Annotated in this window: 17 protein-coding genes and 1 pseudogene; 9 read left to right on the top strand and 9 right to left on the bottom strand. The window is 69.0% G+C overall.

Going from position 1 to position 25100, the window contains the following annotated elements; translation table 11 throughout:
• The first annotated feature begins 338 nt into the window (after positions 1 to 338).
• Positions 339 to 1820 (top strand): sodium/glutamate symporter, encoded by a 1482-nt coding sequence (locus tag ACWGKS_RS19790; RefSeq protein ID WP_358505313.1) that lies wholly within the window; start codon positions 339 to 341, stop codon positions 1818 to 1820.
• Between the two features lie 35 nt (positions 1821 to 1855).
• Here ACWGKS_RS19790 and ACWGKS_RS19795 read toward each other — a convergent pair whose 3' ends face one another.
• Positions 1856 to 3241 carry a hypothetical protein gene (locus ACWGKS_RS19795; protein WP_358505310.1) on the bottom strand — a complete coding sequence of 462 codons (1386 nt, stop codon included), beginning with the start codon at positions 3239 to 3241 and terminating at the stop codon, positions 1856 to 1858.
• A gap of 241 nt (positions 3242 to 3482) precedes the next feature.
• Positions 3483 to 4220, bottom strand: coding sequence for an SDR family NAD(P)-dependent oxidoreductase (locus tag ACWGKS_RS19800; RefSeq protein ID WP_358505307.1), 738 nt, complete (start codon positions 4218 to 4220; stop codon positions 3483 to 3485).
• Positions 4221 to 4785: 565 nt separating this feature from the next.
• Here ACWGKS_RS19800 and ACWGKS_RS19805 point away from each other — a divergent pair.
• A complete protein-coding gene (locus ACWGKS_RS19805; protein WP_358505304.1) occupies positions 4786 to 6609 on the top strand; it encodes a choline/carnitine O-acyltransferase in 1824 nt (607 codons plus the stop codon).
• 147 nt (positions 6610 to 6756) lie between these two features.
• Here ACWGKS_RS19805 and ACWGKS_RS19810 read toward each other — a convergent pair whose 3' ends face one another.
• The gene (locus ACWGKS_RS19810) at positions 6757 to 8007 is read right to left on the bottom strand and encodes a hypothetical protein (protein ID WP_358505301.1); all 1251 of its coding nucleotides are present in this window, start codon (positions 8005 to 8007) and stop codon (positions 6757 to 6759) included.
• A 579-nt stretch (positions 8008 to 8586) separates the two neighbouring features.
• On the opposite strand from ACWGKS_RS19810, the gene ACWGKS_RS19815 reads away from it, so the two are divergent.
• Positions 8587 to 9072: a GNAT family N-acetyltransferase gene (locus ACWGKS_RS19815; RefSeq protein WP_358505298.1), complete on the top strand. Its 486-nt coding sequence runs from the start codon at positions 8587 to 8589 to the stop codon at positions 9070 to 9072.
• Positions 9069 to 9545: pseudogene (locus tag ACWGKS_RS19820) on the top strand (amidase family protein); the annotation flags it as partial. The gene ACWGKS_RS19815 and the pseudogene ACWGKS_RS19820, both read left to right, overlap by 4 nt.
• Before the next feature lie 73 nt (positions 9546 to 9618).
• Here the strand turns inward: ACWGKS_RS19820 and ACWGKS_RS19825 are convergent.
• On the bottom strand, positions 9619 to 11094 hold the full coding sequence (locus ACWGKS_RS19825) for a hypothetical protein (protein WP_452456425.1): 1476 nt from the start codon (positions 11092 to 11094) through the stop codon (positions 9619 to 9621).
• Between the two features lie 565 nt (positions 11095 to 11659).
• Here ACWGKS_RS19825 and ACWGKS_RS19830 point away from each other — a divergent pair.
• Both ACWGKS_RS19830 and ACWGKS_RS19835 read left to right on the top strand, forming a co-directional pair.
• Complete coding sequence (locus ACWGKS_RS19830) at positions 11660 to 12829, top strand: FxsB family cyclophane-forming radical SAM/SPASM peptide maturase (RefSeq protein ID WP_452523475.1); 1170 nt, start codon at positions 11660 to 11662, stop codon at positions 12827 to 12829.
• Positions 12830 to 14143, top strand: coding sequence for an HEXXH motif domain-containing protein (locus ACWGKS_RS19835; protein ID WP_358505289.1), 1314 nt, complete (start codon positions 12830 to 12832; stop codon positions 14141 to 14143). It begins immediately after the preceding gene.
• 49 nt (positions 14144 to 14192) lie between these two features.
• Here ACWGKS_RS19835 and fxsT read toward each other — a convergent pair whose 3' ends face one another.
• Positions 14193 to 16748, bottom strand: a complete 2556-nt coding sequence (gene fxsT, locus ACWGKS_RS19840) for an FxSxx-COOH system tetratricopeptide repeat protein (RefSeq protein WP_358505286.1) — start codon at positions 16746 to 16748, stop codon at positions 14193 to 14195.
• A gap of 259 nt (positions 16749 to 17007) precedes the next feature.
• On the opposite strand from fxsT, the gene fxsA reads away from it, so the two are divergent.
• Complete coding sequence (fxsA, locus tag ACWGKS_RS19845) at positions 17008 to 17181, top strand: FxSxx-COOH cyclophane-containing RiPP peptide (protein WP_452456424.1); 174 nt, start codon at positions 17008 to 17010, stop codon at positions 17179 to 17181.
• Between the two features lie 252 nt (positions 17182 to 17433).
• The gene (locus tag ACWGKS_RS19850) at positions 17434 to 19140 is read left to right on the top strand and encodes an ATP-binding protein (RefSeq protein WP_358505280.1); all 1707 of its coding nucleotides are present in this window, start codon (positions 17434 to 17436) and stop codon (positions 19138 to 19140) included.
• Positions 19141 to 19543: 403 nt separating this feature from the next.
• Here the strand turns inward: ACWGKS_RS19850 and ACWGKS_RS19855 are convergent, their stop codons facing one another.
• Positions 19544 to 20980 (bottom strand): MFS transporter, encoded by a 1437-nt coding sequence (locus ACWGKS_RS19855; protein ID WP_358505277.1) that lies wholly within the window; start codon positions 20978 to 20980, stop codon positions 19544 to 19546.
• 340 nt (positions 20981 to 21320) lie between these two features.
• Between ACWGKS_RS19855 and ACWGKS_RS19860 the strand changes: the two genes are divergently transcribed.
• Complete coding sequence (locus ACWGKS_RS19860) at positions 21321 to 21770, top strand: pyridoxamine 5'-phosphate oxidase family protein (RefSeq protein ID WP_358505274.1); 450 nt, start codon at positions 21321 to 21323, stop codon at positions 21768 to 21770.
• 45 nt (positions 21771 to 21815) lie between these two features.
• Here the strand turns inward: ACWGKS_RS19860 and ACWGKS_RS19865 are convergent, their stop codons facing one another.
• The 3 genes from ACWGKS_RS19865 to ACWGKS_RS19875 form a co-directional block, all read right to left on the bottom strand.
• Positions 21816 to 22940 carry an AAA family ATPase gene (locus tag ACWGKS_RS19865; RefSeq protein ID WP_358505271.1) on the bottom strand — a complete coding sequence of 375 codons (1125 nt, stop codon included), beginning with the start codon at positions 22938 to 22940 and terminating at the stop codon, positions 21816 to 21818.
• Positions 22924 to 23709: an RNA ligase family protein gene (locus tag ACWGKS_RS19870; RefSeq protein ID WP_358505268.1), complete on the bottom strand. Its 786-nt coding sequence runs from the start codon at positions 23707 to 23709 to the stop codon at positions 22924 to 22926. Before ACWGKS_RS19870 ends, ACWGKS_RS19865 begins: the two co-directional genes overlap by 17 nt.
• 103 nt (positions 23710 to 23812) lie before the next feature.
• Complete coding sequence (locus tag ACWGKS_RS19875) at positions 23813 to 25096, bottom strand: DUF2786 domain-containing protein (RefSeq protein ID WP_452456421.1); 1284 nt, start codon at positions 25094 to 25096, stop codon at positions 23813 to 23815.
• Positions 25097 to 25100: the final 4 nt, after the last annotated feature.

The following is a 25100-nucleotide window of genomic DNA, read 5'->3' on the forward strand; positions in this document are numbered from 1 at the left end:
CCACCGCCCCGGCGAACGCTGACGGAGCGTGAAAACGGCAAGGGTGGGGCTTTTCGGATCACACCCCCTTCACTACCGATCCCGTGGGGTTATCGGGATGTTATCGACCGTTCGTCACGTTCCCTCCAAGCGCGAAGTGGGCGAGTCCTGGCGATCCCATCACCGTGTGTAAGATTCCCGGGTGTTCGCGTCAGCCGAGTCACTGACACATGCGACCTACCTCCCAGCCCCGACCCCTGCGCGGGTGGACCACGTGCCGAGCCACGCGTGTGTCCGCGTGCCAGGGGTACACGTCCGCCCCGTACCGTTCCTCCTCGGGGCCGTTCCGAGAGGTGGATATGTCCCCTGACACCGTTGGCCTCGCACTCCTGCTCCTCGGGTTGTTGCTGCTGGTCTCCAAGCTGATCCGGGTCAAGTGGAAGCTCACCCAGAAGCTCTACCTGCCCGGCTCGATCATCGGCGGCGGCATCGCCCTGTTGCTCGGCCCCGACGTCCTCGGCTGGGCGATGGGCCTGCTCGCGGACCAGGGCATCGCGGTGGGACTCGCCGACCGCGTGGCCGAGGGCGGCCTGTTCGGTGTGGATGTCATGTCGGTCTGGTCGGCCCTGCCCGGCCTGCTCATCTCGGTGGTCTTCGCCAGCCTCTTCCTCGGTAAACGACTGCCGAAGCTGCGCGAGGCCGTCGACCTGGCCGGCCCCAACCTGGCCTTCGGTATCACCGTGGCCAGCGGCCAGTACGTGATCGGTATCCTCCTGGCCCTGCTGGTCCTGGTGCCCTTCCTCGACGTTCCGGTGATCTCCGGAGCGCTCATCGAGATCGGGTTCCTGGGCGGTCACGGAACCGCCGCCGGACTCGGCACCACCTTCGAACAGGTCGGCTGGGCCGAGGGTCAGGACCTCGCACTGGGCATGGCCACCGTCGGCCTGCTCTCCGGGGTCATCATCGGCATCGTCCTCATCAACTGGGGCGTGCGTCACGGCAAGACCTCGGTGATCAGCGCCGACAACAAGGGCACCGACCGTGAACAGGCCGGTCTGATCGAGCGGGCCAACCGCACCGCCGGTTCGACGATGACCGTGCACCCCTCGTCCATGGACCCCCTGACCCTGCACTTCGGTCTGGTGGCGGTCGCCGTCATCATCGGTCAGCTGATCCTGTCCGGACTGCAATGGCTGGAGCAGGCACTGTGGGCCGAGACCATCGAGGTCATGGCGTACGTGCCGCTGTTCCCACTGGCCATGATCGGCGGCATCCTCGTCCAGATGGTCATCGACCGCTTCGACCGCAACGACATCGTCGACGAACGCTCCGTGGAGCGGATCCAGGGCCTGTCCTTGGACGTGCTCATCATCGCCGCCATGGCGACGCTGTCACTGCAGGCCATCGCCGACAACATCCTCACCTTCGCGGTCCTGGCGATCGCCGGCATCCTGTGGTGTCTGTTCGCCTTCCTCTTCCTGGCGCCGCGCATGATGCCGAACTTCTGGTTCGAGCGCGGCATCGGCGAGTTCGGTCAGTCGATGGGCGTGACGGCCACCGGCATGGTGTTGATGCGCGTGGTGGACCCGGAAGTACGTACCCCCGCCTACCCGGCGTTCGGATACAAACAGCTCATCTTCGAACCCTTCTTCGGCGGTGGACTGGTCACCGCGGCGGCCATCCCGTTGATGGTCAGCCCACTGGTGGGCCCCTGGGGATTCCTGGGCATCATGGTGGCGACCATGGCCGTCGCACTCTTCTTCGGACTGGTGGTCCTGCGCCGCCGAGACCGAAGGGTGCGACAGGCCGCGACCGAAAAACGAGGGAAGGCCACGGTGTAGCGTCCGATCGGGTGCCGGAGGTGGTCGCCCACGCCTCAGGGCGGGTGCGGCGCGCGAGCCCGAGCGGCCCTCGCCCGCGCCGCCACCTCCGGATCGGGATGGTGACTGCCCAGAGCCCGCAGGACCTCACGGGTATCGGGATGCTCCGGGTCCCAGAGCCGGTCGACGTCATCGAACAGGTGTCGGTCGATGCCCTCGGCGGCCTCCGAGACCAGGAAGGACCGCATCCCGGACTCGCCCAGGGCGGAGGCCGCGGCGAACACGTCGATGGCCGTCCAATGCCCGAACCGGGCGCTCAACGACTCGCGTTCCTCCTGCGGGAGCATGTGCGAGGACAACAACACCACCGAGGCCAGACCCGCCACCGTGGGATCGGGCTCGACCAACAACCGACGCAGACGCTGACCGATGCGTGAACTGATCAGGCCCAGGACCAAGGCGGCGTTCCAACGACGCAGTGCCCTCCCCGGCCCGGCACAGACCGCGACGATCTCCCTCAGCGTCTCCTCGGGCGCGCGGGAGTCCGACCACGAGGTGAGCCCGACGAGCTGGCCATCGGGGGAGAACGTGGCCAACGCGTCCAAGAAGGCACCCGCGTCGAGCCGCACGAACTCATCGAGCAGAGGAGCCGGACGGCCACTCGCCAACAGGATCTGCCGTATCCCGTACCGGCCCAGGTCGGTGAGTTCCGCCCAGAGCGGGTCGGTCCGATGATCGCGAGGAACGTCCTTGGGCGCCCTGGGAGTGCTGTGCCCGACCTCGACCGCGCCGGAATCGCGTAGCTCCCACGCTCCGCGAGCGAGCCTGGCGGTGCTGCGCCCCGGGCACACCATCGGCAGATGGATCTCCTCCTGAGCGGTCACGACCTCCTGGGTCAGCATGCGCAGCGGGACACGAGCACCATTGGGGGACTCGTACAGGCGTCCCAGAGCTGTGTCGGGTGAGATACCGGCGACCTCCCGCAGTGAACGCTCCACGCACTCACGGAAACCGAGCACCCACCAGCGCAGGACCTGTTCGGGGGCGCGCACCCGGCGGTCCAGATCCTGAGCGGGCCGTGCCTGGCCCGTTTCGCACTGGACCAGCCCCAACCTCAGGGCGGCGCGCCAGGACCGGATGAAACGGTGTGCCTGTTCGGGGGAGTCGATCCGCCGCAGCCACTCGTCCCGGCGATGGGGATCCCGGCACAGGTGATGGGGCCAAAGACCGAACCTGCGGATCGCGTCGCGGGTGTCGTCCAGATCCGGCAGACCGTGCACGTCGACGTGGGTGATGGGGCCGCACCAGCGGGCCAGATCCAGGGCGTCGCCCAACAACGGGGTCGCCAAGGCGGACCGGGCCAGTTCCCGGGGCGGTCGCAGGGACACCGGTCGGGCGGCGAAGCGATGGTGGGCCGACGCGTCCGAGTGGTGCGATGACATTCCTGCCCCCGAGTCCTGGTGTCTCGAACTCCCTTTCTCTCCCTTGTACAGCGCCTCGCCATGTCCGTGTGGTGGTTTCGCCGACATAGTGGCGACGAAAGCGATAGAAGCGGGGTTTGGGGCATGACGCATCGGGCCCTTCGCCGTGACCCCTTGGGATCGGCGGCCGGCCGCCGACCTCCGTGGCCCACGGTCAGGGCCCGCCCGGGACGCACCCGAGGACCAACACCAATGGGACGGATCAGTGCAGGTACGAGGCCCCGTTCAGATCCAGGACGGAACCCGAGGCCCACTCCGCCTCGGGTGAGGCCAGGAACAGCACGGCCGCGGCGACCTCCTCGGGGGTGGCCACCCGCCCGAAGGGGCTCTGCGCGCGCACCTGGTCGGTGACCCGGTGAGCCACCCGCTCGGTCGCGACGAAACCCGGGGCGACGGACGCCACGCCGATCCCGTGCGGAGCCAGTGCCACGGCCAGGGACTGGCCCATCGCGTGCAAGGCGGCCTTGCTCGCACCGTAGGCCGGGTGCTCCGGCTCCCCCTTGAACGCACCCCGAGAGCCGATGTTGACGATGCGTCCGCGCACCCCCTGGTCGATCATGTGTCGGGCGGCCCGATGACCGATGTGGGCCGCGCCCAGGACGTTGACGTCCAGGGTTCGGCGCCACACCGTCACCCACTCATCGAAGGGCGTCTCGGCGATCGGGTGGGGCAGGTTCACGGCCGCGTTGTTGACCAGGACGTCCAGCCCTCCGAGTCGTTCCAGGACCGTCTCGACCAGTTCGGACGCGGCGGTCGGCTCGCTCAGGTCGGCGCAGACCAGTACGTGGCCGACACCGGGCAGCGACCGGAGCGTCTCCTCGGCGCCCTCCCGGTTTGAGCCGTAGTGCACGGCGACCCGATCGCCCGCGTCGGCGAAGGCGATGGCGATCGCGCGACCGATACCTCGCGCGGCACCGGTGACCAGGACGTGACGACTCATGAACGGACCCTTCGACGAAGACGACGGAGCATCGAGGCTACCCACCTCCGGTGATCGACGGTTTCCGGAATCGAAGCCGGGAAGCGAAGGCGTGGGACACGCCGGGAACACCACTCGAAGCCCCGTCCTCGTAGGCGATCCCGCCCACAACGCAGTGGTTACCGAACAGTAGACTCGCGCCGCGATCACAACGGCTGGTCCAACCCCCGTGGAGGCGACAAGGTCAACCACCCGTGGCTGAAGCCACAGGCTTGCGGGCCGGCGCCCCCGGACTCGCCGAGTCCCACCTCGAACACCTTCCCGAACCTTCTACCGCCGATGGGCGCCCCCGTACACGGTGATGCGCCCATGGACCGACGGCTCGGGCACGGACGACACGACCACCCTCGCCCGAAGCACCGGGATCGACCGGTGACACCCGACCGGGAAGACGCCGCCCAGGACCCCAAGACACCGAGCGCCCGGTAGGGCCCACCGCCGACCACACACGAGATCCCGTCCCGACGACCCACGGAGCATCTGCACACGCTCGGCCCTCACCGTCGAAAACGAAAGCGAGACCCCCATGACCGACCCCCATCGACCCGGCACCTTCGCCCACGACGACGACCTTCCCCGGCTGCCATTGCCGGCGCTCAGAGACAGCGCGCAGCGGTTCCTGCGCTGGTGCGAACCTTTGTTGGACAGCGCGCAGTTCACCGCCACAGAGACCGCGGTGGAGGAGTTCCTGAGCCCGGAGAGCCCAGCCTGGGCACTGCATTCCGAACTGGAACGCGTCGACGCGAGCCAGGACTCACAAACCTGGCTGGACGACTACTGGCCGAGCCAGTACCTCGGCGCTCGGGGCCGGGTCGCACTGGACGTCAACTACTTCTTCCTGCTCACCGACCGCGAAGGCGACCAGTGCGAACGCGCGGCGGACCTGCTGGCCGCAGCCGTGGACTTCAAGCGGCGCGTCGACGCCGAAGAGGTGCCCCCGGAGGCGCCACGTGGGCGGCCCCAATCGATGGAACAGCTCAAACGCCTCTTCGGTACGACCCGTATCCCAGGCGAGATGATGGACACCGTCCGCACCCCCTACAGCCCCGAACACCCCGGGCCTTCGCGGGCAAGACACATCATCGTGTTCACCCACGGGCACATGTTCTCCTTCGACGTGCTCGACCCCGACGGTCGCCCCCACACCCCTGACGAGCTGACCACAGGGTTGCGCGAGCTGCTCGCGACCGTGTCGGAACAGACCGCCCCGGGGCAGTCGGTCGGCCACCTGACCACCAAGGACCGGACCAAGTGGGCTCGCAGCAGGTACGCGCTGCTCGAGATCGACTCAGCCAACCTCGTGGCACTGGAGACCGTGGAGACCGCGCTGCTGTGCCTGACCCTGGAGGGGGACACCCCCACCGACGACCGGGCCGCGGCCGCCCGGCTCCTGCACGGTGACAGCGCGAACCGCTGGTTCGACAAGGTCCTCGGCTTCGTGGTCTTCCCCAACGGTCGGGCCGGTCTCAACTGCGAGCACAGCACACTGGACGGCACCACGGCCGCCTCCTTCCTCAACGCGATCGATGCCTTCTCGGCACCGGAGCGCACCGGCACCGACAGTGGTCGCGTACCCGGGTTCGCTCCGGTGGAGTTCGTCCTCGACGAAGCGCTGCGCGCCGACATCCGTGAGTCCGGTGAGGCCTTCGCCGACTACGCGGCCCAAGGCGTCAACGCCACGTTCAGCAGCCGTGATTTCAACAGTGAACGCGCCAAGGCGCTCGGCGTATCACCCGACGCCTTCATCCAACTGGCCTTCCAACTCGCCCACCAGCGTGCCAAGGGACGACCGGGCGCCACCTACGAGTCGATCTCCAGCCGGCAGTACCACTACGGCCGCACCGAGTCGATGCGTGTGATCACCCCCGAGTCGGTCGCCTTCGTCGAGGCGATGGAGGACCCGGACGCGGACGCGGGCACCCGCGAGGCCGCGGCCCGAGCCGCCGCTCGCGAGCACTCGGCGCGCGCCAAGGGCTGCCAGGTCGGTGAGGGGCCCGAACGGCACTTGTGGACGCTCGAACTCATACGCAGGGACCGTGGTGCCGCGCTCGGAGCCGAGACACCGATGGCCCTGTACGACAGCCCGGGCTGGCGGATCATGCGTTCGGACCACCTGTCCACCAGTTCGGTGCCCTGCCGGTCGGTGAACCTGTGGGGGTTCGGCTCGACCGGCCCCGACTGCATCGGCATCGGGTACATCCTGCTGCCGGAGCGGATCGACCTCCACCTGCACGCTCCGCGAAGCCTGGCCGAGGTGCAGGAGCGCTTCGTCCAAGAACTGGGCGGTGCCTTCGAGGAGCTGGCGGGACTGTTGGCCGACGAGTCGACCATGAGCACGGCCCGGAACTGATCCTTGGCCCCATGGTGTTCACCGTCCGGTGGTTCGAAGCGTGGGCTTCGGACCACCGGACGGCGGGACGTGCGCCCTTCCCTGCCCCGCCGGTCTGCCGGTCAGGGCAGGGAAGGGTGGCAGCGCGTGCGCCGCACCGAGATGGACCTACCCGTTGTAGAACACGGGTGTGCGGCGGGCGGCGCGGGCCGGACGCGGCCCCAACGCGCCCAGGGCGATCGCACTGAGCACGCTGTCCGCGGCCGGATGGCCCGACCCCCACATCAACTTCGTGACGGTCTCCGGATCGCGCCAGAGCTCGCGATCCTCCGGCAACGGCAGTCCCGAATCCACCCGCACGGCGTAGGTGTCGAGCACGGCCATCACCAGTTGCGTGATCCGGACCCGCCCGGTCCGATGCCGGGCGTGCGCCACCCAACCACCCAGGACCGGGTGATCGCGGTAGGTGTCCAGTACTTCGTCGGCCTCGGGCCCCACCCCGCGAAGCACCCGGAAGGCGTGCACACGCAGCCGCCAGTCCGCGGGGTCGGTACAGGCCGCCAACAGCGACCGGGCCGCCTCTCGCGCACAACGCTCGGCGACCCACTCCGCGCCCATCGTCTCGATGTCGACCGACCGTGAGTCCCACAGGAGCAGCAAAAGCGCCCGCGCCGAGAGATCGCAGACCCGCGGATGCTCCAACAGCGGTTCGTCCCGCTCGTGTCGACGACGGGCCATGCCGTGGTCACCCAACCGGGTGATGCGCACCTGGCCGTTCGGGAGGGGCTCAACGGCCCCTGAACGGATCAGGGAGTGCACCGCCGCAGGGACACCTTCGACATCGTCGAGTTCGTGCGCCAACCCCTCCAAGGACCGACCACGGCCGGAGGTGAAGAGGATGTCCAGTACACGAAGAGCCGGATCAGGGCCCGCCAGGACCGGAAGGGCCCGCGACCAGGCCCGCACGAGGCGCTCATCGTCACACCAGATCTCCATGGCGTCCTCGGGCAGGACATCGGAGGCGCTCGTGTACAGGAATCCGGCACGCAGCGCCGCTTCGAACACTCGCGGGATCTCCTTGGGGGTCAAACCCAGCTCGGCGGCCGCCCGGCTCCGGTCCTCGGCGCGGAACCGCTCGGGCCCGCCCCCTCGGACAAGGGGCACCGCCGAACCCACCCACGAGGTCAACCGCAACGCGTCGATCAGGCCAGGGCAACTCCGCGCCTGAAGAGCCGCCTGACCCACCGGTACCAGACGGATGGTCAGTGGACCCTCATCGCGGGTCTGGGGACGCCACCGAAGGTCGACTTCCTCGTCCGACGAGGACATGGTCTCCCCGACGGACGAGTCGAAGGGTTCTCCCCGCTGATCGGACGTTTCGAGAGTGCTTCGGTCCATCGGCGCGGAGGTGGTGTCCACGGTGACCTCCTTGAGCGGTTCACGATGATGTCGACCGGTCGCCGGGGCGGGGATCCGATCGGTCTTGGAACGATCACCGGTCGGCCGCCACATCGCCCTCCGCGTACAGCCATCACTCTCGCCGCGCAGGGGGACGCCCATCCCACAACGGGGCCGACCGGTAGGAGAGGTCTTGGCCCCGTCGTACCGCCGGCACATATCGCTCATCGCGGTACTCGGGGGCCTGGTCCTGGGCGGCGGTTCTTCGGGGACGCCGTGCCTCGAAACCCGCCCGAGGCCCTTCGGGCCTGGAGGGGTGAGGGTGGGACGAGGTTGAAGGAACTCGTTCAGGGTGCGCAACCCCTCCTCGACGACGAGGGAGAGCAGGTACGGAATGGTGCCTCGAAGTAGGCGGAAGCGGACGGGTTCGACGATGGTCATGGCGCCCCACGGGAAGTAGGTGTCGGGATGGTCGTGCCCCCATCGTCGGTGAAATCGGAGAAATCCGCAGAAGGCCTGTGGATAACCTGGTTTTCCCAGGTCAGGGGGGCAAGGGAAAAATGGAGGCGGCGACCGGAACGACTCTGCTTCAATACCGGAATGATGATTCGCACCGCGCTGCCCTCCGAGCACACCGTGATCGGAGACCTGAGGGTTCGGGCCTACCGGGACCAGAGCCTGTTGGACACCGGCCCCTCCTACGCCGACACCTTGCGCGAACTGGGGTGGGACGCCCCGGACGAGGTCATGGCGGCCGTGGAGGGTGACACCGTGTTGGGCACGGTCGTGTACGTGCCCTGGGGGCCGCGCTGTGAGGCGGCGCGAGGGCCACGGGAGGCCGAGATCAGGGCCTTCGCCGTCGCTCCTGAAGCACAACGCCGCGGAATCGGCGCCGCCCTGGTCAAAGCCGTGATCGAACGCGCCGAACGTGACGGGCTCGATCGTCTGGTGTTGTCCACCCAGCAGATCATGATCGGTGCCCGACGCCTGTACGAGACGCACGGTTTCACCCGACTGCCCGAGCGTGACTGGTCCCCGATTCCCGCCGTGGACCTTCTCGTCTACGCCCGGAACCTGAGGGGATGAACGACCCGCGCCCGGACGAGTACGCCGAACTGGACTCCACCGCCCTGGCGGCGACGCTACGGGCCGGGGAGGCCTCACCGGCCGAGGTGGAGTCCGCGGCCAGGGAGTCCCTGACCCGGGCCCACACCGAACTCAACGCCCTGACCCGGCCGTTGTTCGAACCGGCGCTGTCCCATGACCCCCACGGACCCTTGGCCGGGGTGCCCTTCGTGATCAAGGACAGCGGCCCAGTGGCCCGAGGCGTGCCCTTCACCTTGGGCAGCCGGGCCCTGCGCGGCGCGTCGGCCGCCGTGGACCAGGAGGTGATGGCCCGTTTCCGTAAGGCCGGCCTGGTGACGCTGGGCCGGAGCACCGCACCGGAACTGGGGCTGAGCTTCGCCACCGAGTCGGTGCTGTACGGACCCACCCGCAACCCGTGGGACCCCGGACTCGGGGTCGGCGGATCCAGCGGTGGATCGCCGGCCCTGGTGAGCGGAGGCTCGTGCGCCCCGCATCGTGGTTTCGCCTACGGAGCGTGGCGGGTCCCGCCTTATCTGCTCTGGCGGGTCAGTGGCTCGACTCCGACTCCCAGTGCGGACTCGACTCCATGTAGGGCTGACCTTCGGTTCCGAAAGGGAACCCGTACCCACCGTCGGGGTCTTCGGGGAACTCGTGCTCATCAGCGAAGTCGAAGCAGGACTCGTCCTCGAACCGGTCCACACCGGCTCTGACGAAGGGCGACGGTGAGGGATCACGGGGTTCCGAGGAATCGGCCCGCCGCACGGCATCGGTCAGACGCGAGTCCTGACCGGCATACTCCAGGACGGTACCGCCCCGAGGGCGGTCGGTCATGGAACGAACGAAGTCCTCGGGATCATCCGGTGACAAACCGGCGGCGAGAAGTTCACGAGCGGCCTCGGACGGTTCCCGGCCCGCCGACCACTGATCCAGCAGGGGCTCGATGTCGATCGGCCGAGCCGCTGCCGCCAATCCCAGGAGTTCGGTGGAACTCAGCTCCGTGACCGGTGGTGTGGCGGGTACCTCGACCCCACAGGCGCTCAATCGGCGGGCGACGCAGTGGTCGCCCAACCCCGTGATCAGGTGCCGACCGTCGTCGGTCGCCGTCACCGCCCCCAGCTCGGTCAGGACCTCCAACACCCGGGGCAGATACGACTCCGGGTCCGGTTCGGCGCACACGTGGACCAGTTCGTCCGGAGACAGTGCCCTCCCGGTGAGGAAGAGTTCGCCGAGTACCAGGAAGGGTGTGGCCCCGGGCCGGGCGGTCATGCTGGACAGGGCATCGGCCCAGGCGTCGGCGACCGCACCCGGGGTCCTTCCCACCCACGAGTGCGCCGCCGGTCCAGGGCGGGCGTGCAGATAGTCGGTGCGCACCAGGCCCGCGGCGCGGGCGACGGAGAACAGGAACGGGATCTCGCCGGAGGGGACGTCCAGGACCCGGGCCGCCTCGGCGGTGTCGTTCTCGCCGAGAGCGTCGTGCTCGGTGTAGGGGCGAAGCAGAGCCTGCGGGTCCATCCACGCGGACAGTCGCGCGGCCAGGTGCAAGGTGGGGCACGCTCCGGCGCGGATGTCCAGGTCGGCCACGGGCGTGGGCAGGTAGGGGCGCGGTGGTTCGGGGTTCTCGGTCTCCCCATACCCCAGGCGTTCCAGGAGAGGGGCGGCGACCTCCGGTGGCGCCTCGGAGTCCGGCTCGGCGTGATCGGATCGGCTCAGGTCGACCTTCTCGATCGCCGTGCGCAGCCGGCGCGGGGTCTCGGTCGACACCAGGCGTGCGTCGGTGACCAGGTGGTCGCACCAGCTGAGCCAGGTCTCACGGATCAGTTCGGGCAACCGGTCGCGGTGACGGAGCAGGGTCGCCACCTCGTGGACGTCGTCCACGGTCCAGTCACCGGGATCGGTGGCGCCCGTGTCCTGGTGGGCGCTGAGTAGGAGTACCAGTGCCTCGATGTGCAGGGTGGGAGGTTCCTTGACGGTGTGCGCCCAGTCGATGCAGGCGGAGATGGCGGAGAGAAGGCGCTCAGTCATTAGATCTTCACCCAAAGTGACGGGGGTGGCCGAAACGGCATCAGACTAGCCGCACGCGGGGTCCTCGTAGGGGCAAACGTGGAAACCGGTGCCGACCCCGTACGCCCGACATGCCTGTTCGGGCGGTCGCACGGTTCGTGGAGGAACGGTTCGCCATTCCTCGCGGTCGCGGATCGTCATAACGAAGGTGGGTGAAAACCCTGAAAGGGATGGCGAAAGATCCTGGTTCGGGACGTGAGTAGGAAAGGGCTCGCTACCGCGTCGCGGGGTCGGGTAATCATCGAAGTGCCGGCCGGTATCGGCCATGGGGTGGAGTTCGTCGGCCAAGACACTGTCTCGGCCCGTCGCAGGATGAACCTGGACGGATCGGGCGTAAAGGACAGATTGGCGCTACCGGAAGGCGTGGATGGACTACCCACCGGTGAGGTTTGTGGATACCCCATGAGAGTACGTATTCCGGTAAATGCGATGATCAATCGTATTTCGCGCGTGCCCTCACCATAGGAGGACCCCCGGCGTGACAAGGAGTACCGGATCGGAAAGACCCACCGAATGGCCCGAAGACATGGACGTCGACGAACTTCTCGGCCAGGGATGGCGTCCCACACCCTTTCGCGAGTTCATCCTCAAGATCCACAGTCGCTGCAACCTCGCCTGCGACTACTGCTACATGTACGAGATGGCCGACCAGGGTTGGCGCTCCCAACCCAGACGCATGGCCAAGCCCACCGTCGACCGGGTCGCCGGACGCATCGCCGAACACGCCCGCACCCACGGCCGTGACCGTGTCGACGTCGTCCTGCACGGCGGCGAACCCCTGTTGGTGGGCCCCGACCACCTGAGGTACGTCGCCGAGTCGTTGCGCAAGGCCTGTGACCCCGACGTGCAGGTCGCCCTGCGCATGCAGACCAACGGCGTGCTCATCGACCGGCACTACCTCGACCTGTTCGAGGAGTTCGGTATCCGGGTCGGTGTCAGCATCGACGGCGCGCGCGAGGACCACGACCGGCACCGCACCCGCGCCAACGGACGTGGCAGCCACGCCGAGGTACAGACCGGCATCGAACGCCTCAACACCCGCGACCGCCGCCTGTTGTCCGGACTGCTCACCACCGTCGACCTGGAATCGGACCCCGTCGCCACCTTCGAGCACCTGATCGGGTACGGCCCACCCGGCATCGACTTCCTCCTGCCGCACGGCCACTGGGACGAGCCGCCACCGGGATGGTCGCCCACCGAACCCCACTACGGTCGCTGGATGGCAGCGGTGTTCGACCGTTGGTACGGCGCACCCGAACGCGAGACCAACGTCCGCATGTTCAATGAGATCATCCGCTTGCTCTTGGGCGGTCCCTCCCGTGCCGAGAGCATCGGGCTCTCACCGGCCGCGCTGGTGGTCGTTGAGACCGACGGAAGCGTCGAACAGGTCGACAGTCTCAAGTCCGCCTTCGAGGGGGCCGCGCACACCCCCTTGCACACCTTCACCCACCCCTTCGAGGACGCCCTCTACCTGCCCTCGGTGGCCGCCCGCCAGATCGGCGCCCGTGCCCTGAGTCCCACCTGCGCCGCCTGCCCACTGGCCAAGGTGTGCGGCGGCGGGCTCTACCCGCACCGCTACCGCTCCGGCCATGGCTTCCTCAACCCCTCGGTCTACTGCGCCGACCTCTACCACCTGATCACCCACATCCACCGGACCGTGGCCGCGGACGTGGCCCGGATCAGGAAGGAACTCTAGATGCCGGGACCGGTCCCCGACCCGCTGTTCGACGACCTGGCCCGAGGCTCAGGTGGGCGGGCCGCCGCCGTCCACCTGTGCTCCGCGCAGTACGGCAAGCACCTGCTCCTGCTGCGTCGCGTCGTGGACGTCGCCCACGAGACGGGGCACCCCGGGGCCGTACACGCCCGGGACGCCTACGAACTGCTGGCCCGCGCCCAACAACACGCGCCCGACCCGGTCGCGCGGTTGTTGCGCACCCCCACCGTCGGAGTATGGGCACGCCGTACCGCCCTGGCCCTGGCCGGTCACCGCGCCGAACCCGCCCGCGTCGAGGCGCTGTCCGCGCTCGCCGCGGCGGCGGCCCTGCGCGCCGGCTTGGACGCCCGAGTCGAGGTCCCCCTGGACGGCCCGACCGTTCCACTGCCCTCCCTGGGACGTGCCCTGGTCGGCGATGCACCCTCCGCGCTGGTGGAGATCGTCGACGGACGGGCCGCCATCGGGGTGGCGGGCCGGTCCGAGGTGGAGGTCCCCGAGGACCCGCACGAGGACGCCCCCGGATGGCACGCCCTACGAAGACTCGCGGCCGAACACCGAGGTCGGCGACTCGAACTGCTCTTGGACGATCAGGACCCGGACCGCATGCCCGGTACCGACCTGATCGCCCGGCGCCTGGACGCGGAGGAACTGTGCTGGTGGCGAGGCACCCTGCAGCAGGCCTGGGAGTCGCTGGTGGACCATCACTGGACCATCGCGGAGGAGACGTCGACCATCGTCACCACACTCACCCCCATCACCGCGCCGGGCGGCAAGGTGCACACCAGCGCCACGGCCCGGCACGCCTTCGGGAACCTGGGGTTGTCCCGTCCCACCGGGCCGGTGCCGTTCGCGCTCACCTTCGCGCACGAGGTCCAGCACGCCAAGCTCACAGCCCTGCTCGACCTGGTCGACCTGACCCTGCCCGAGGATGGGAGCCGCTACTACGCGCCCTGGCGCCCCGACCCTCGCCCCGCCTCTGGATTGCTGCAGGGTGTGTACGCCCATCTGGGCGTGGCCGGGTTCTGGCGCCGGTACCGGCATGTCACCGAAGGGGAGGAGGCGCGTCGCGCCCATGTGGACTTCGCGCATTGGCGCCGCTCCACGGTCGACGCGGCCCGCGTCTTGGCCGACTCGGGGCGGCTCACCACCGACGGCAAGCGCTTTCTCGCCTTGACCGACCACACCCTGCGGGAGTGGCTGGACGATCCGGTCCCGGACTCGGCCGAACGCGCCGCGCAGGACACGGCCCGCCGCCACCTGGACCGGTGGCGCGCCCGCAACGGGACCTCGGGCTGAGGCCCGAGGTCCCGCAGTAGAGCGGGGCCTCAGGGCTGGTGTGCCGGCCTCACAACAGGGGCGGGTCGAAGTCGGCGACCAGACGGCGGTTCTCCTCGCACGCGCCGGTGAAGGGGTGTTCACGGCCCAGGGCGCGTACATAGGCGTCGTAGGTGTGGTCGGACAGTTCCTTGGCCTCCGTCGACTTCTTCTCTGCTCGCAGGTCCAGCACCAGGTTGGAGGCGCAGGCCAGGCTGTTGGGGTGTTCCTCTCCCACCAACTCGCGGTAGCGACGCAGTGTCCCCTGGCCGAGCCGGGCGGCGTTGTCGGTGTCGCCCAACGCCGCCAGGTCGCCGGCCAGGTTGGTGGCGGCGGCCAGCGTGTAGTGGTGGTTGCGGCCCAGTCGGGCCTCCAAGGCGATCAGCGCGCTCTCGTTCATCGACCGGGCTCGCTCCGGGTCACCCAACAGCCTGTACAGGAGTGCCACGTTGCTGGTGCATCCGTGCTTGTAGGGGTGGTCATGGCCATAGGCCTGGGCGTAGCGCAGGTCGGTGTCCTCGGCCAGTTCCAACGCGCCGTCCAGTTCCCCGGTCATCCGCCACAGGTTGGCCAGGCACATCGCCGCGGCCAGGGTGCTGGGGTGGTGGATACCGTGCAGACGCAGGTAACGGGAATGGGCGTCCTGGCCCAGGTCGAGGGCTTCCTCGACCTCCCCGGACAGGCGGCGGGCGATGGCCAGGTCCACCTGGGTGCGCAGGGTGCGAGGGTCCTCCACCCCCAACTGGTCGCGACCGTAGGCCAGGGCGTCTTCGCCCAGGTCGCATGCTTCCGTGTAGTCCCCGGACAGGCGCACCGCCTGTGCCAGCGCGTTCCAGTAGGCGAGCAGAACCGGTGAGCCGCCGGTCGGACCGACCCGCTTGAACAACATGTAGGAACGTTCGTGCCTGGCCTGGGAGCCGCCGAAGTCACTGGTCAACGCGTGGTCCAGGGCGAGGTTGTTCAGAGCCCGCAGGGTGGCGGGGTCGTTGGGGCCGAAGGCCTCCTCGTACTGGCGCAGTACCTCCTCGTCGTGTTCGCGGGCCTTCCAGAAGTCACCGCGGGCACGGTAATCGGCACCGCGGCCGGAGAGCACCGAGAGTGTGTCGGAGTGGTTCGCGCCCAGAACCCGTGTCATCGAGGGAAGGATCGCCCGGTTGATGTCCTGGGCTTCGGTGAACCTGCCCAGGTCGCGCAGCCGGTTGGCGTACTTGGCCTGGGCCCGCAGTACGTGCGGATCCTCGTTGCCCGAGTCGGCGCTCCACTTCTCGATGAACCCTTGTGCGTGCTCGCTCGCGGTCTCGTAGTTGCCCGAGGTGTACAGGAAGTCGAGCATGTTCAACCCGAACTCCCGCACCTGCGGGATGGCGGACTCGGCGACCCGCGCCGGACGCATGTGGGAGAGCAACTCCAGGTAGCGGGCCTGGGAGGCGGGATCGGTGAAGTTCTTGGGGGCCGCGGCGCTGAGCAGCGACCACACCTCCAGTCGGATCTCCTCCTGGGTCTGTTCGTCCAGTTCCTCGCGTACCAGCGCCTGGATCAGCCGGTGCACCTGGACGGTGCGGTTGGAGTTGTCCAGACGGACCAACGCGTACCGTCCCAACTGGCCGATGGCCTTGCTGAGACGGATCGGGTCGGACATCAGCTGTGCCATCTCCGGGCGCACCCTGCCCTCGTCCACGGGGAAGAACAGGTCCCTCGGGATCGGCTCGGGTCCGAAGAAGGCGCAGCACCGCAGGAGTTCCATCGCCTCGGGCAGGTTCTCCTGCAGCTTGGCCACCGACAACTGCCAGGCCGCCGTCATGGGCTGGGGGTACTCGGGCGGCTTGCCCTCCCGGAGCAGGGGACCGGTCCGTTCCGACAACAACCCCAGGTACTCCCCGACCGACATCCCGGTCTCGGACTGCAGCGCACCCGCCTGTTCCAGGGCCAAGGGCAGATGCCCCAACGCCTCGGCCAGCTCGGTGGCCTCGTCGCCGCTGATGCCCCGAGGGATGCGCTTCTTGAGGAACTCCACGCTCTCGTGCTCGGCGAAGACGTTCACGGGGACGGTCTCGGCCACCCCGCCCCACCGGTGGTTGCGCGTGGTGATGAGGACGTGTCCGGGACCTTGGGGGATGACGTCGTTGAGCTCTTCGGGCTCGTCGGCGTTGTCGAAGATGAGCAACCACCGAGAGTAGGGATCACCCTTGCGCAACGCCTCCAGGACCCCGTTGGCGGCCTCCTCCACACCGGTGACGGCGGGCCCCGCCAGTTCCAGGTGCGGCGCCAGGTGAGCCAAGGAGGAGCGGACCAGGCCGGGCTGGTCGGCCATCACCCACCACACCAGGTCGTACTCGTCCCGGAACCGGTGCGCGTACTCCACCGCCATGAGCGTCTTGCCCACGCCGCCGTACCCGTGAAGGGTCCGAGGCACCACCGGCTCGGGGGTGGGTACGACCGCGGTCACCTGGTTGAGCAGGCCAGCGCGTAGTTCGTTGAGTTGTTCGGTGCGTCCGGTGAAGTTCTTGTGGCGCGGTGGAACCCTGCCCCACACCTCCGGGAATCGGCTCCTGCCCTGGCCGGGAAAACGCCCCTGGGAAGTGGTCACTCGGTGTCCTCCGTTTTCACATAGGCCTCACCAGGCTCCCTATTTCTCACACTGTGGAAAAGCCCTGGTGTTGTGTTGTGTCGTTGGAAGTCGCTCGGGAATCACGTGTGAAAACTCAGCGTAGGCGATGATGTTAGTCGGCGACAGGTGTGTGGTAAGAACTCCCTACGACAACCGGTTCGAATGATCACGTGAAAGGGCGGTCCCCACCGTCCTTTCACGGTGGGCTGTCGAAAGACGGTGACACGGAGGGAAGGACATGGCGGAACACGAGTTCGGCGGCGGCACCGCCCTGGTCGACGTCGGCGGGCTGTCCCTGCACGACCTCGACGGAATCGGGGATTCGGTGATCGCGGAGGCCCTGCGCTCGGTACTCGACCCGAGGGAGGCCGGCGCCGAGGTGGTCGCCGGGTTCGTCAACGACCCGGAATGAGAAAACGGGGTATCGGTCACGGGCGCGGACTTCATCCGTGCCCGTTGTCGTCACCCGATCGACAACCATGATTATGTCGCGCTCGTGTTGGGCAAGTTCTCCAGAGAAGCGCGGACACGTTCCATGGTCGGATACAGCCTAAAAGCCACAGGAATGTCGCCGGGGCTCGAAAGAGCGCCTGGTTCGTGGCACTATGGACAGCGCTGTTTCGCGCCAGAACCGTCCTTGTTCTCGCCGGCCGGGAGCCCTTCCATGACACGAGCCGTCCTCGGGCGCGCACACGGTCCCTTCGTCGGGTTGCGCCACTATCTGGCCCGGGACCGCCCGCTCTTCCTCGGCCGAGACGAGGAGACCGAGGCGGTGGCGCGGGCCTGGACCGGGCACCGCCTCACGGTGCTGCACGGCGACAGCGGCGTCGGCAAGACCTCCTTGGTACGGGCCGGCGCGGCTCCCGCTCTGGCCGACCAGGGCCACATGGTGCTGCCCATCGGAGACCTGCGCTTCGACCCCGTTTTCCCCTCCGCGGTGCTACCCGCCCAGAACCCCTACACCCGGGCCCTGCTGGCGGTGTGGAGCCCGGACGAATTCCCCACCCACGTGCCGGGCACCTCGCTCATCGACTTCCTGCGCGCCCGCACCGAAACCGACCGCTACGGTCGCTCTCGCCCCATGTTCGCCGTATTGGACCAGACCGAGCTCCTCCTGCGTCGCTCGCCCGTACCCGAGCGGTGGCGCAAGGACTTCCTGGAGGAACTCTTCGGCGCCCTGGAGGCCCGCGAGGACCTGCATCTGCTGGTGACCGTGCGCAGCGGACACCTCGACGAACTGCGCCGACTCGTCGACAAACGCGAGGTCGAGCACGCCGAGGTCGCACTGGGACCCTTCACCCCGGACACCGCCCGCTCCGTGGTGGCGGGCTGCCTGGCCACGGTGGGATCGCGGATCGGGCCGATGGAACCCGGGCGGCTGGTGGAGGAGGCGCGCACCATCCGCACCTCCGGCGGACGCCCCGACCACCGCACCAAGGACGTCGAACCGGCGCTCGTGCAGTTGCTGGGCCTCACCCTGTGGGAGGAGGCGGCGGAGCAACAGACCACCCTCGTCCCCGAAGACGACACCGAGATCGACCGGGCCCTCACCGAACGTCTGGCCGGGCTCTTGGAGGAATCGGCGGCCGAACACCTGGTCCCACCCGATGTCCCACAGGCCTGGCTGCGCAGACTCGTGGCCTCCGGAGACCGAGGCCCGACCGGCTCCTCGCACGTCGACCCCAACGGCCCCCTGACCCTCGGCATCGTCCACACCCTGGAGGATCGGCGGTTGGTCACCACCCATACCGAGGGCACCACCTGGGTCCTGCGCCACCCCCGCCTGGCCCGACCCCTCATGGGCCTGGCCATGTCCCCCTACGCCCGGGAGATGCGCGCCTGGGGGGAGCAGGACCGGCTGAGTGTGGCGATCAGCGCGCGCACCCGAGGGGAGTTCGTGCTGTCCGCCGAGCACTCCACGCAGGCATTGCGGTCCCGCCCCGCGCCCGGCCCGGGGACACACGCGCTCTTCACCACCCTGTCGGCCGACCTGGCCTTCGAACGAGGCGAACTCCGGGACGCGGCCGAGTACTACGCCGAGGCGGCTCGAACCCGGGAGTCCATCGGTGAGGGCGCCGCGGTGCTCCGCCTTCTGGTGGCCGAGGCGCGCAGCAGGCTCCTGTGCGGAGAACGCGCGAGCGCCCTGAACCTGGTCTCCGCCATCACCGGTCGTGTGCACGGTGACCCCAGTCTGCGGGCCGGTATCGGCCAGGTGCTGTGGCTGGCGGGACAGCCGGAGGCCGCCTTGGACGAGTTAGAGGGTGCCCTTCGGGGCGGAGGTGGTGTCTCCGAGGCGCGGCGTACGCGCGATGAGATCCGAGACGTCGAAGCCAAGGAACAGATGCCCCCGCGACACCGATGGAGGGGGTGAGGAGTGGACCCGACCGTTCTGGTGGCGCTGATCACCGGCGTGGTGACGGCGACCAGCACCCTGGGGGCCACGGCCCTGGCCGCCTGGCGGGCCGAGACGGTGGAGCGATGGCGCGCCGAGCACAATCTCGACTTGGAGCGGGAACGACGGGCGAACGAACGCGAGCGCGCACGCGTACGGGAGGTTCGGCAACGCCTGGAGGACGTTCGCCACGGGGTGCACCGGCTCGACCAGAGCATGCGGCAGATCGGCGCGCTGCGCAGACTCGGACCTCCGGGAGAGGGTGGGAACGACCTGGCCGAGGAGGTGCGCGAGTGCCGAGGACACCTGTACGAGGCGGTGATCGCCGTCGAACGTGTGCGCGACCTGGTGCCGACGAGCGAACAGGAGGGGGTCGACAGGCTCAGGGACGCGGTGGACAGGACCCTGGGCCACGTCCAGGCACGGCCGGATCCGGATGGGGGAGCGGAGCCGGTTCATCGTGAGCTGATGGAGGGGCTTCGGGAGCTCGCGGAGGTGTTCGGGCGGGGCGGGCATGATCTGGTACCCGCTGCGCCTGAGGAACCAGTGTGACGGTCAACGCGACGGACCCGGCGATGACCACCACCAAAAGCAGGGTGGTGTGCACGCCCAGGTGTTCCAACGCGTAGCCCCCGGCCAACAACCCCAGGGGCAGGGCGGCACCGGTGAGGAACCGCAGGGTGCCGGTGAGCCGACCCAACATCCGGGAAGGGACGTGGGCGGTGTGGTAGGTGGTCACGGTGACGTTCATGTGCGCGCCGACGAACCCGATCCCGCCCCAGATCAGCGGCAGGACCACCGTCGTCCAGTCGGGGCCGGCCCGGTCGGCGCTCAGCAGCACCACGGTCAGCACCAGCCACGCCCACGTGCACACCCGCACCATGCGGGCCGGGTTCAGCCGGCGGACCAGGTAAGGCGCGGCGATCGCGCCCAGCAGGCCGCCCGCCCCGGTCGCGGCCAGCACCAGCCCCAGAACGAATGGTGAGATGCCCTCTTGGCTGGTCATCAGCATGATGACCAGCCACACCACCTGGAACAGGGCGTTGGTGACCGTGCACACCATCAGTGAGAGCAGCAGGAAACGATCACCGCGTACCAGGACGAACCCCCCGGCGAGTTCACGGGCCAACCCGATGGCCCTGGATCCGCGTCGACGATCGCGGCGATCACGGTGGGCTCGTCGATTTCGCACCGGTGCGCTCTGTTGGCGCATGGGGGGAAGCAGCAGCGTGGCCCACAGCGACAGCAGGCACACCAGGACGTCGAACAACGCGGGCAGCCCATGCGCCAGCCCGTACAGGGCCCCGCCCAGAGGACGCCCGAGCATCTGGGTGGCGTCGTTGCGCGCCTCGTTCTTGGCGGCGGCCCCTGCCAGTTCCTCGTGTGGGACCAGATGGGGGACGGCGGCGGCGCCCGCGGTGGAGTGCAGGGTTCCGCACACCCCGTGTAGGGCCGAGGCGAGGGCGAGGATCACCACGGGGGCGTCCAGTACCAGGACGGGGGCGACGAACAGGGCCACGCACAGGATGCGCCCGATGAGACCGGCGATCATGACGCTGCGGGGGTCGTGTCGGTCGACCACCAATCCGACCGGGATGTGCAGCAGGGTCCGGGGAACCATCCCCGCCGCCGCGATCCATCCGGCCAGGGAGGGAGAGCCTGTGTGGAACAGTGCCAGGAGCGGGATGGCCAACCCGAACGTCATGGTGCCGAGGCCGGACAGGGCAACGCCGCTCCACAGCAGGGCGAAACGGCGACGCCAATTGACGATCGCCCGTGACGGAGCGGTCTCACCATTGAGTTGGTCTGTGCTGGACATCGCTATCCGTGCCGGTGGTTGAACGGTGTGGCCCAAAAGACCCGAAAAGGACGTTCAGGTGATAAACGCAAATTCGGCACGTGCTGTGTGGTCGAGCCTGTGGTGCCCCGGCCGCGTGATCGACGCCGTTCTCCAAGACAGCGATCATCGTAGCGGGAAAGAATTCACCTTGCCCGTGGTTGTAGAACGTGTGGCGCCGGGTGGCAAGGGGGGAAATCGTGATGTGTCGAATTTTTCCCGCGGTTTTGATTCTGTTCGAGCCGAACACGGGTGCGGTCGGTTGACCTGAACCAGGGTCGAGGTCCTAGCCTCCTCCGGTGAACCGAAACGAAGGAGAGCCGTGACCGGTGATGGCGCCCCGAACCTGGCCCCCACACCCCGAAACGTCCTGCGACGCTTGGCGGGCGAGCGCAACGTCTGGCTGTGCACCCTGCGCGCGGACGGCTCCCCGCACTTGGTGCCCGTGTGGTTCGTCCACCTGCGCGAACGCTGGTGGATCGGGGCCTCGACCCGCTCGGTGAAGGTCCGCAACGCATTGCGCGACCCCAGGGTGAGCCTGGCTCTGGAGGATGGTGACCGGCCCGTCGTGGCCCAGGGGCGGGCGACCGTGCGCGAGGACTTCCCCGACGATGTGCTCGCCGCCTTCGAGGAGCGCTACGGCTGGGATCCCCGCACACCCTACGGAGCCGACCCACGCCGATCCCTGCTGGAGGTCGGCGTCACCCGCTGGCTGATGGCCGGTGCCGCCCCCGAGAGCACTCCGTCGGGGACGGCGCCGGACAGCTTCTGAACCCCGACCGATCTCGCCGCGGACGGGTTCGGAGCCGTCGCGGGCTCACGCCGTCGCGTCGTGCACGACCCGGTGGGCCTCGGTCGGATCGGGCGTCTCCCACTTGTGGACCAGACGTCGCATCGCGGCGGTCGGAACAGGGGACGGCCGCCGCGCCATCCGCTCCCGTAGAACCCGGGGCGGGGCCTCCAACGCCATGATCTCCACCCGCGCCCCGTAGTCGGCCGCCAAACCCACGGACCTGTCGCGTAGGTCGCGCGAGACGTGCGTGGCGTTCCAGACGAAGGAACGCCCGGCGCGCAGGTGCTCACGGGCGCGTTCGGTGGCCGCCACGGCGACCGGGCGCTGGTCGGCGGTGGCGGGGATCCCCAGCTCGGCACGGAGCGCGTCCAGACTCACCACGGGCAGATCGGGGCGGTTTTCACCGATCCAGTGGTCCTTGCCCGCACCGGGCAACCCCGACATCACCGTCACGGTGAGCCGGGTGTCGTCGTGGGCGGCGTAATCGGGGTCGCGGTCGGGCTTGCGGAAGAACCAGAACCGGGCATGGTCGGAGGGGAAGTCGCGCGGGCCGTCCAGACAACGCTGCTCTGCGCAGTACTCGGTGTACAGGTCGATGTTCTCCAGCACCTCGGCGGTGTCCCCGCAACAGCGGCCCAAGATGTCGGCGGTGGCCAGCAGCACCAGGTCGTCGTTGCGCGCGGTGAGGCTCACCCGGAACACGATATTGCGCAGGTCGGGGCGTTCTAGGGCCCAGAACGGCACCTGGTGGTGGCGAACCAGGGACGCCACGTGCTCGCGCCAACCGATCGGCGCCCCCGCCTCCCACAGGATGCGGCGCACCATGAGGTCCCCCCGGCGCGAGTGCCCGTGGGCGGTGACACGCCCCTCCCCGTCCCGTCGCGTGCACACGGGCTTGGCCACGTCGTGCAGGAGTACCGCGGCGAACAGGCGCACCCGCTCCGACTCCGGTCTGGCCCGCCACGCGGGCAGCTCGGCCAGCGCCTCACAGGCCATACGGGTGTGCACCTCCACATCGCCTTCGGCGTGATGCACGGGGTCCTGCTCGACCCCGTCCAGGTCGCGCACCCACCCGAAAGCGTCCCGTACGGCGCTCCAATCCAGATCCCAGTGCGGGGGAGCGGGACACAGGTCAGCGAACTCCCGCATAGAGCACCTCCGGGTCGGCCAGGGCGTTGGCGATGAGGGGACGGTCCATCCAGTGGCCGCCCGAATCCGCGAGGGCGGAGGTGAACCCCGAACGCACCCACTTGTACCGGTCGACGGTCAGGTCACCCTCCTCGACCTTGACGTACAGGCCCTCCATGAGGTCGGAGGCGTCGGTCTCGGTCAGCGCCCGCGCGGGGTCGACGCCACCGGCCACCGCCGCCTCGGACAGGATCTCGCGCCAGACTCCACTGCGGTAGAGCGAGGGGCCCACCAACGCGGTGAGTGCGTCGAGGGACGCGATCGGACCCTCATGAAGCACCGGTACCGACACCACCGGGGTACCCGCCAACAACTCACGTCGGCGTCGTGTGGAAAGGAAAGCGTCTTCCACGGTGTCCAGCACGTCGAACTCGCAGAAGTAGTGGGGGAGCGTGTCATAGAACACCGTGTGCTTGGCGTACAGCCACTCCCCGTACAGCACGTAGCGCTCACCCAACCGGGGCCACAACGTCGGGGCCACGGTCGCCGCCCAGGCCTTGAACGGGCCGAACTGGCGCTCGCGTGGACCACCGGTCAGGTAGTGGCCCCGGCTCTGCAACCGCAGTTCACCGCCAGGGCCGAAACCGATCCCCGCGTTGGCCCCGTCGAGTTTCTCCTCCACCACGAGGTGCCGCCCGCGCAGCACGTCGAAGGGCGCCGCGGCCAGGTCGTGGTCGCCGGCCTGAAGCCGCGACCCACGAATGTGCCGGGTGCGGGGGTACTTGTGCATACCGAGGTTCTACCGGTGACGGTCTCCCCGAAGCCACCGGTTTTCCCACGACAGGGGGCCGGCCGGAACCCGGCCGCTCCGGATCCCGGTCGGACCGAGGGACTCAGCGGGTGACACCGCTGCGGGTTCCCAGGGACGCGGCGTCGGCGGCGGCCCTGCCCTCATACCACCCGTCGGGGTCGGCGGGGCCCCGTACCCGCGAGGTGGTCAACGCGCCGAAAGCCTCGTCCACGGCGGCCTCCACCGCGCTCTCCCGCGCGGCGAACACCCGAACCAGGTCGGTGCCGGTCTCGGCGCCGACCGCCTCCTCGGTCGCTCGTGCGGACTCGGTGAGCCGTTCACCGACCCGCACGGCGAACGCCGCCATGAACGAGGCCCGGTAGTCCTTGCGTGCTCCACGCCCGGACCTGTCCCGAGCCGATCCGCTCACCCGCATGGCCTTTTCCGCCTGGACCAACAACGACGTGTAGAGCAGGTCCACCGCCTCCACGTCGCCGGGAAAACCCATCACGGTGCTCAGACCCAGCTCGCGGTGCCACACGGCACGACAGTGGTTGGCCTCGGCCACCTCGTTGAGCAGCACGGCACGGTGCTCGTCGTAGGGGGAGTCCACCGGAAGCCTGCGCGCGGAGGCGGCGTCCGGTTCCTCGGGATCGGCCTCCACCAAGGCCAGGTCGATGCTGTGCCGGGCCATCATCTCCTGGGCTCGGGCGGTCAGTGCCTCGGCCTCTTCGGGGAACTCGGTGGACTCGGCCTTGGCCAGCAACGCCCGAACCCGCTGCAATCGACCCTGGTCCACGGCCGCCGGGGCCCGGGTGCCGGGCCGGAACGTCCCGGGCGGTGGGCCCAGACGACGCATCGGTGGAAGGGTGCGCAGGATCGCCAGCAGCCGCAGCACCACCTCGACCGCCTCGAACCGCATCAGCCCGTGCTCGGCGGACAGGTGGTCCAGATGTCGTTCCTCCGACAGGTGGGCGGTGTCCACACCGAGGGCACGCACCTGCTCGGTCCATCGAGGGTCCACGGTGGCGAGGGAATGGCGTTCAAGGTCGACGGTGACGGCGTCGGCGCACACCGCCGCGGCCAACGCGTCCGCCTCACGCCGCACGTGGCGGACGGTTTCGGCGGGTTGCCAACCGCGTGCCCAGGCGTCGGCCACCCCGAACAGCAGGGTGTCGAAGAGCGAGCGCGCGGCAGCCCCCGCCCAGTGGGTGTCCTCCACGTCGGCCAGGCGAGCCGCTGCGAGGTCCACCCCGGACCCTTCGCGGCGACCGACGATGGCGTCGACGGCTTGGCCGATCACCTCCATGGGGGTGTCGTCGGGGGAGGGCCCGGCCCACTCTTGGACGCCCCGGTCGGTGCCGTGTCGGCGACCTTTCCTGCCCACGTGT

This window comes from Nocardiopsis sp. NPDC055879 (assembly GCF_053615935.1).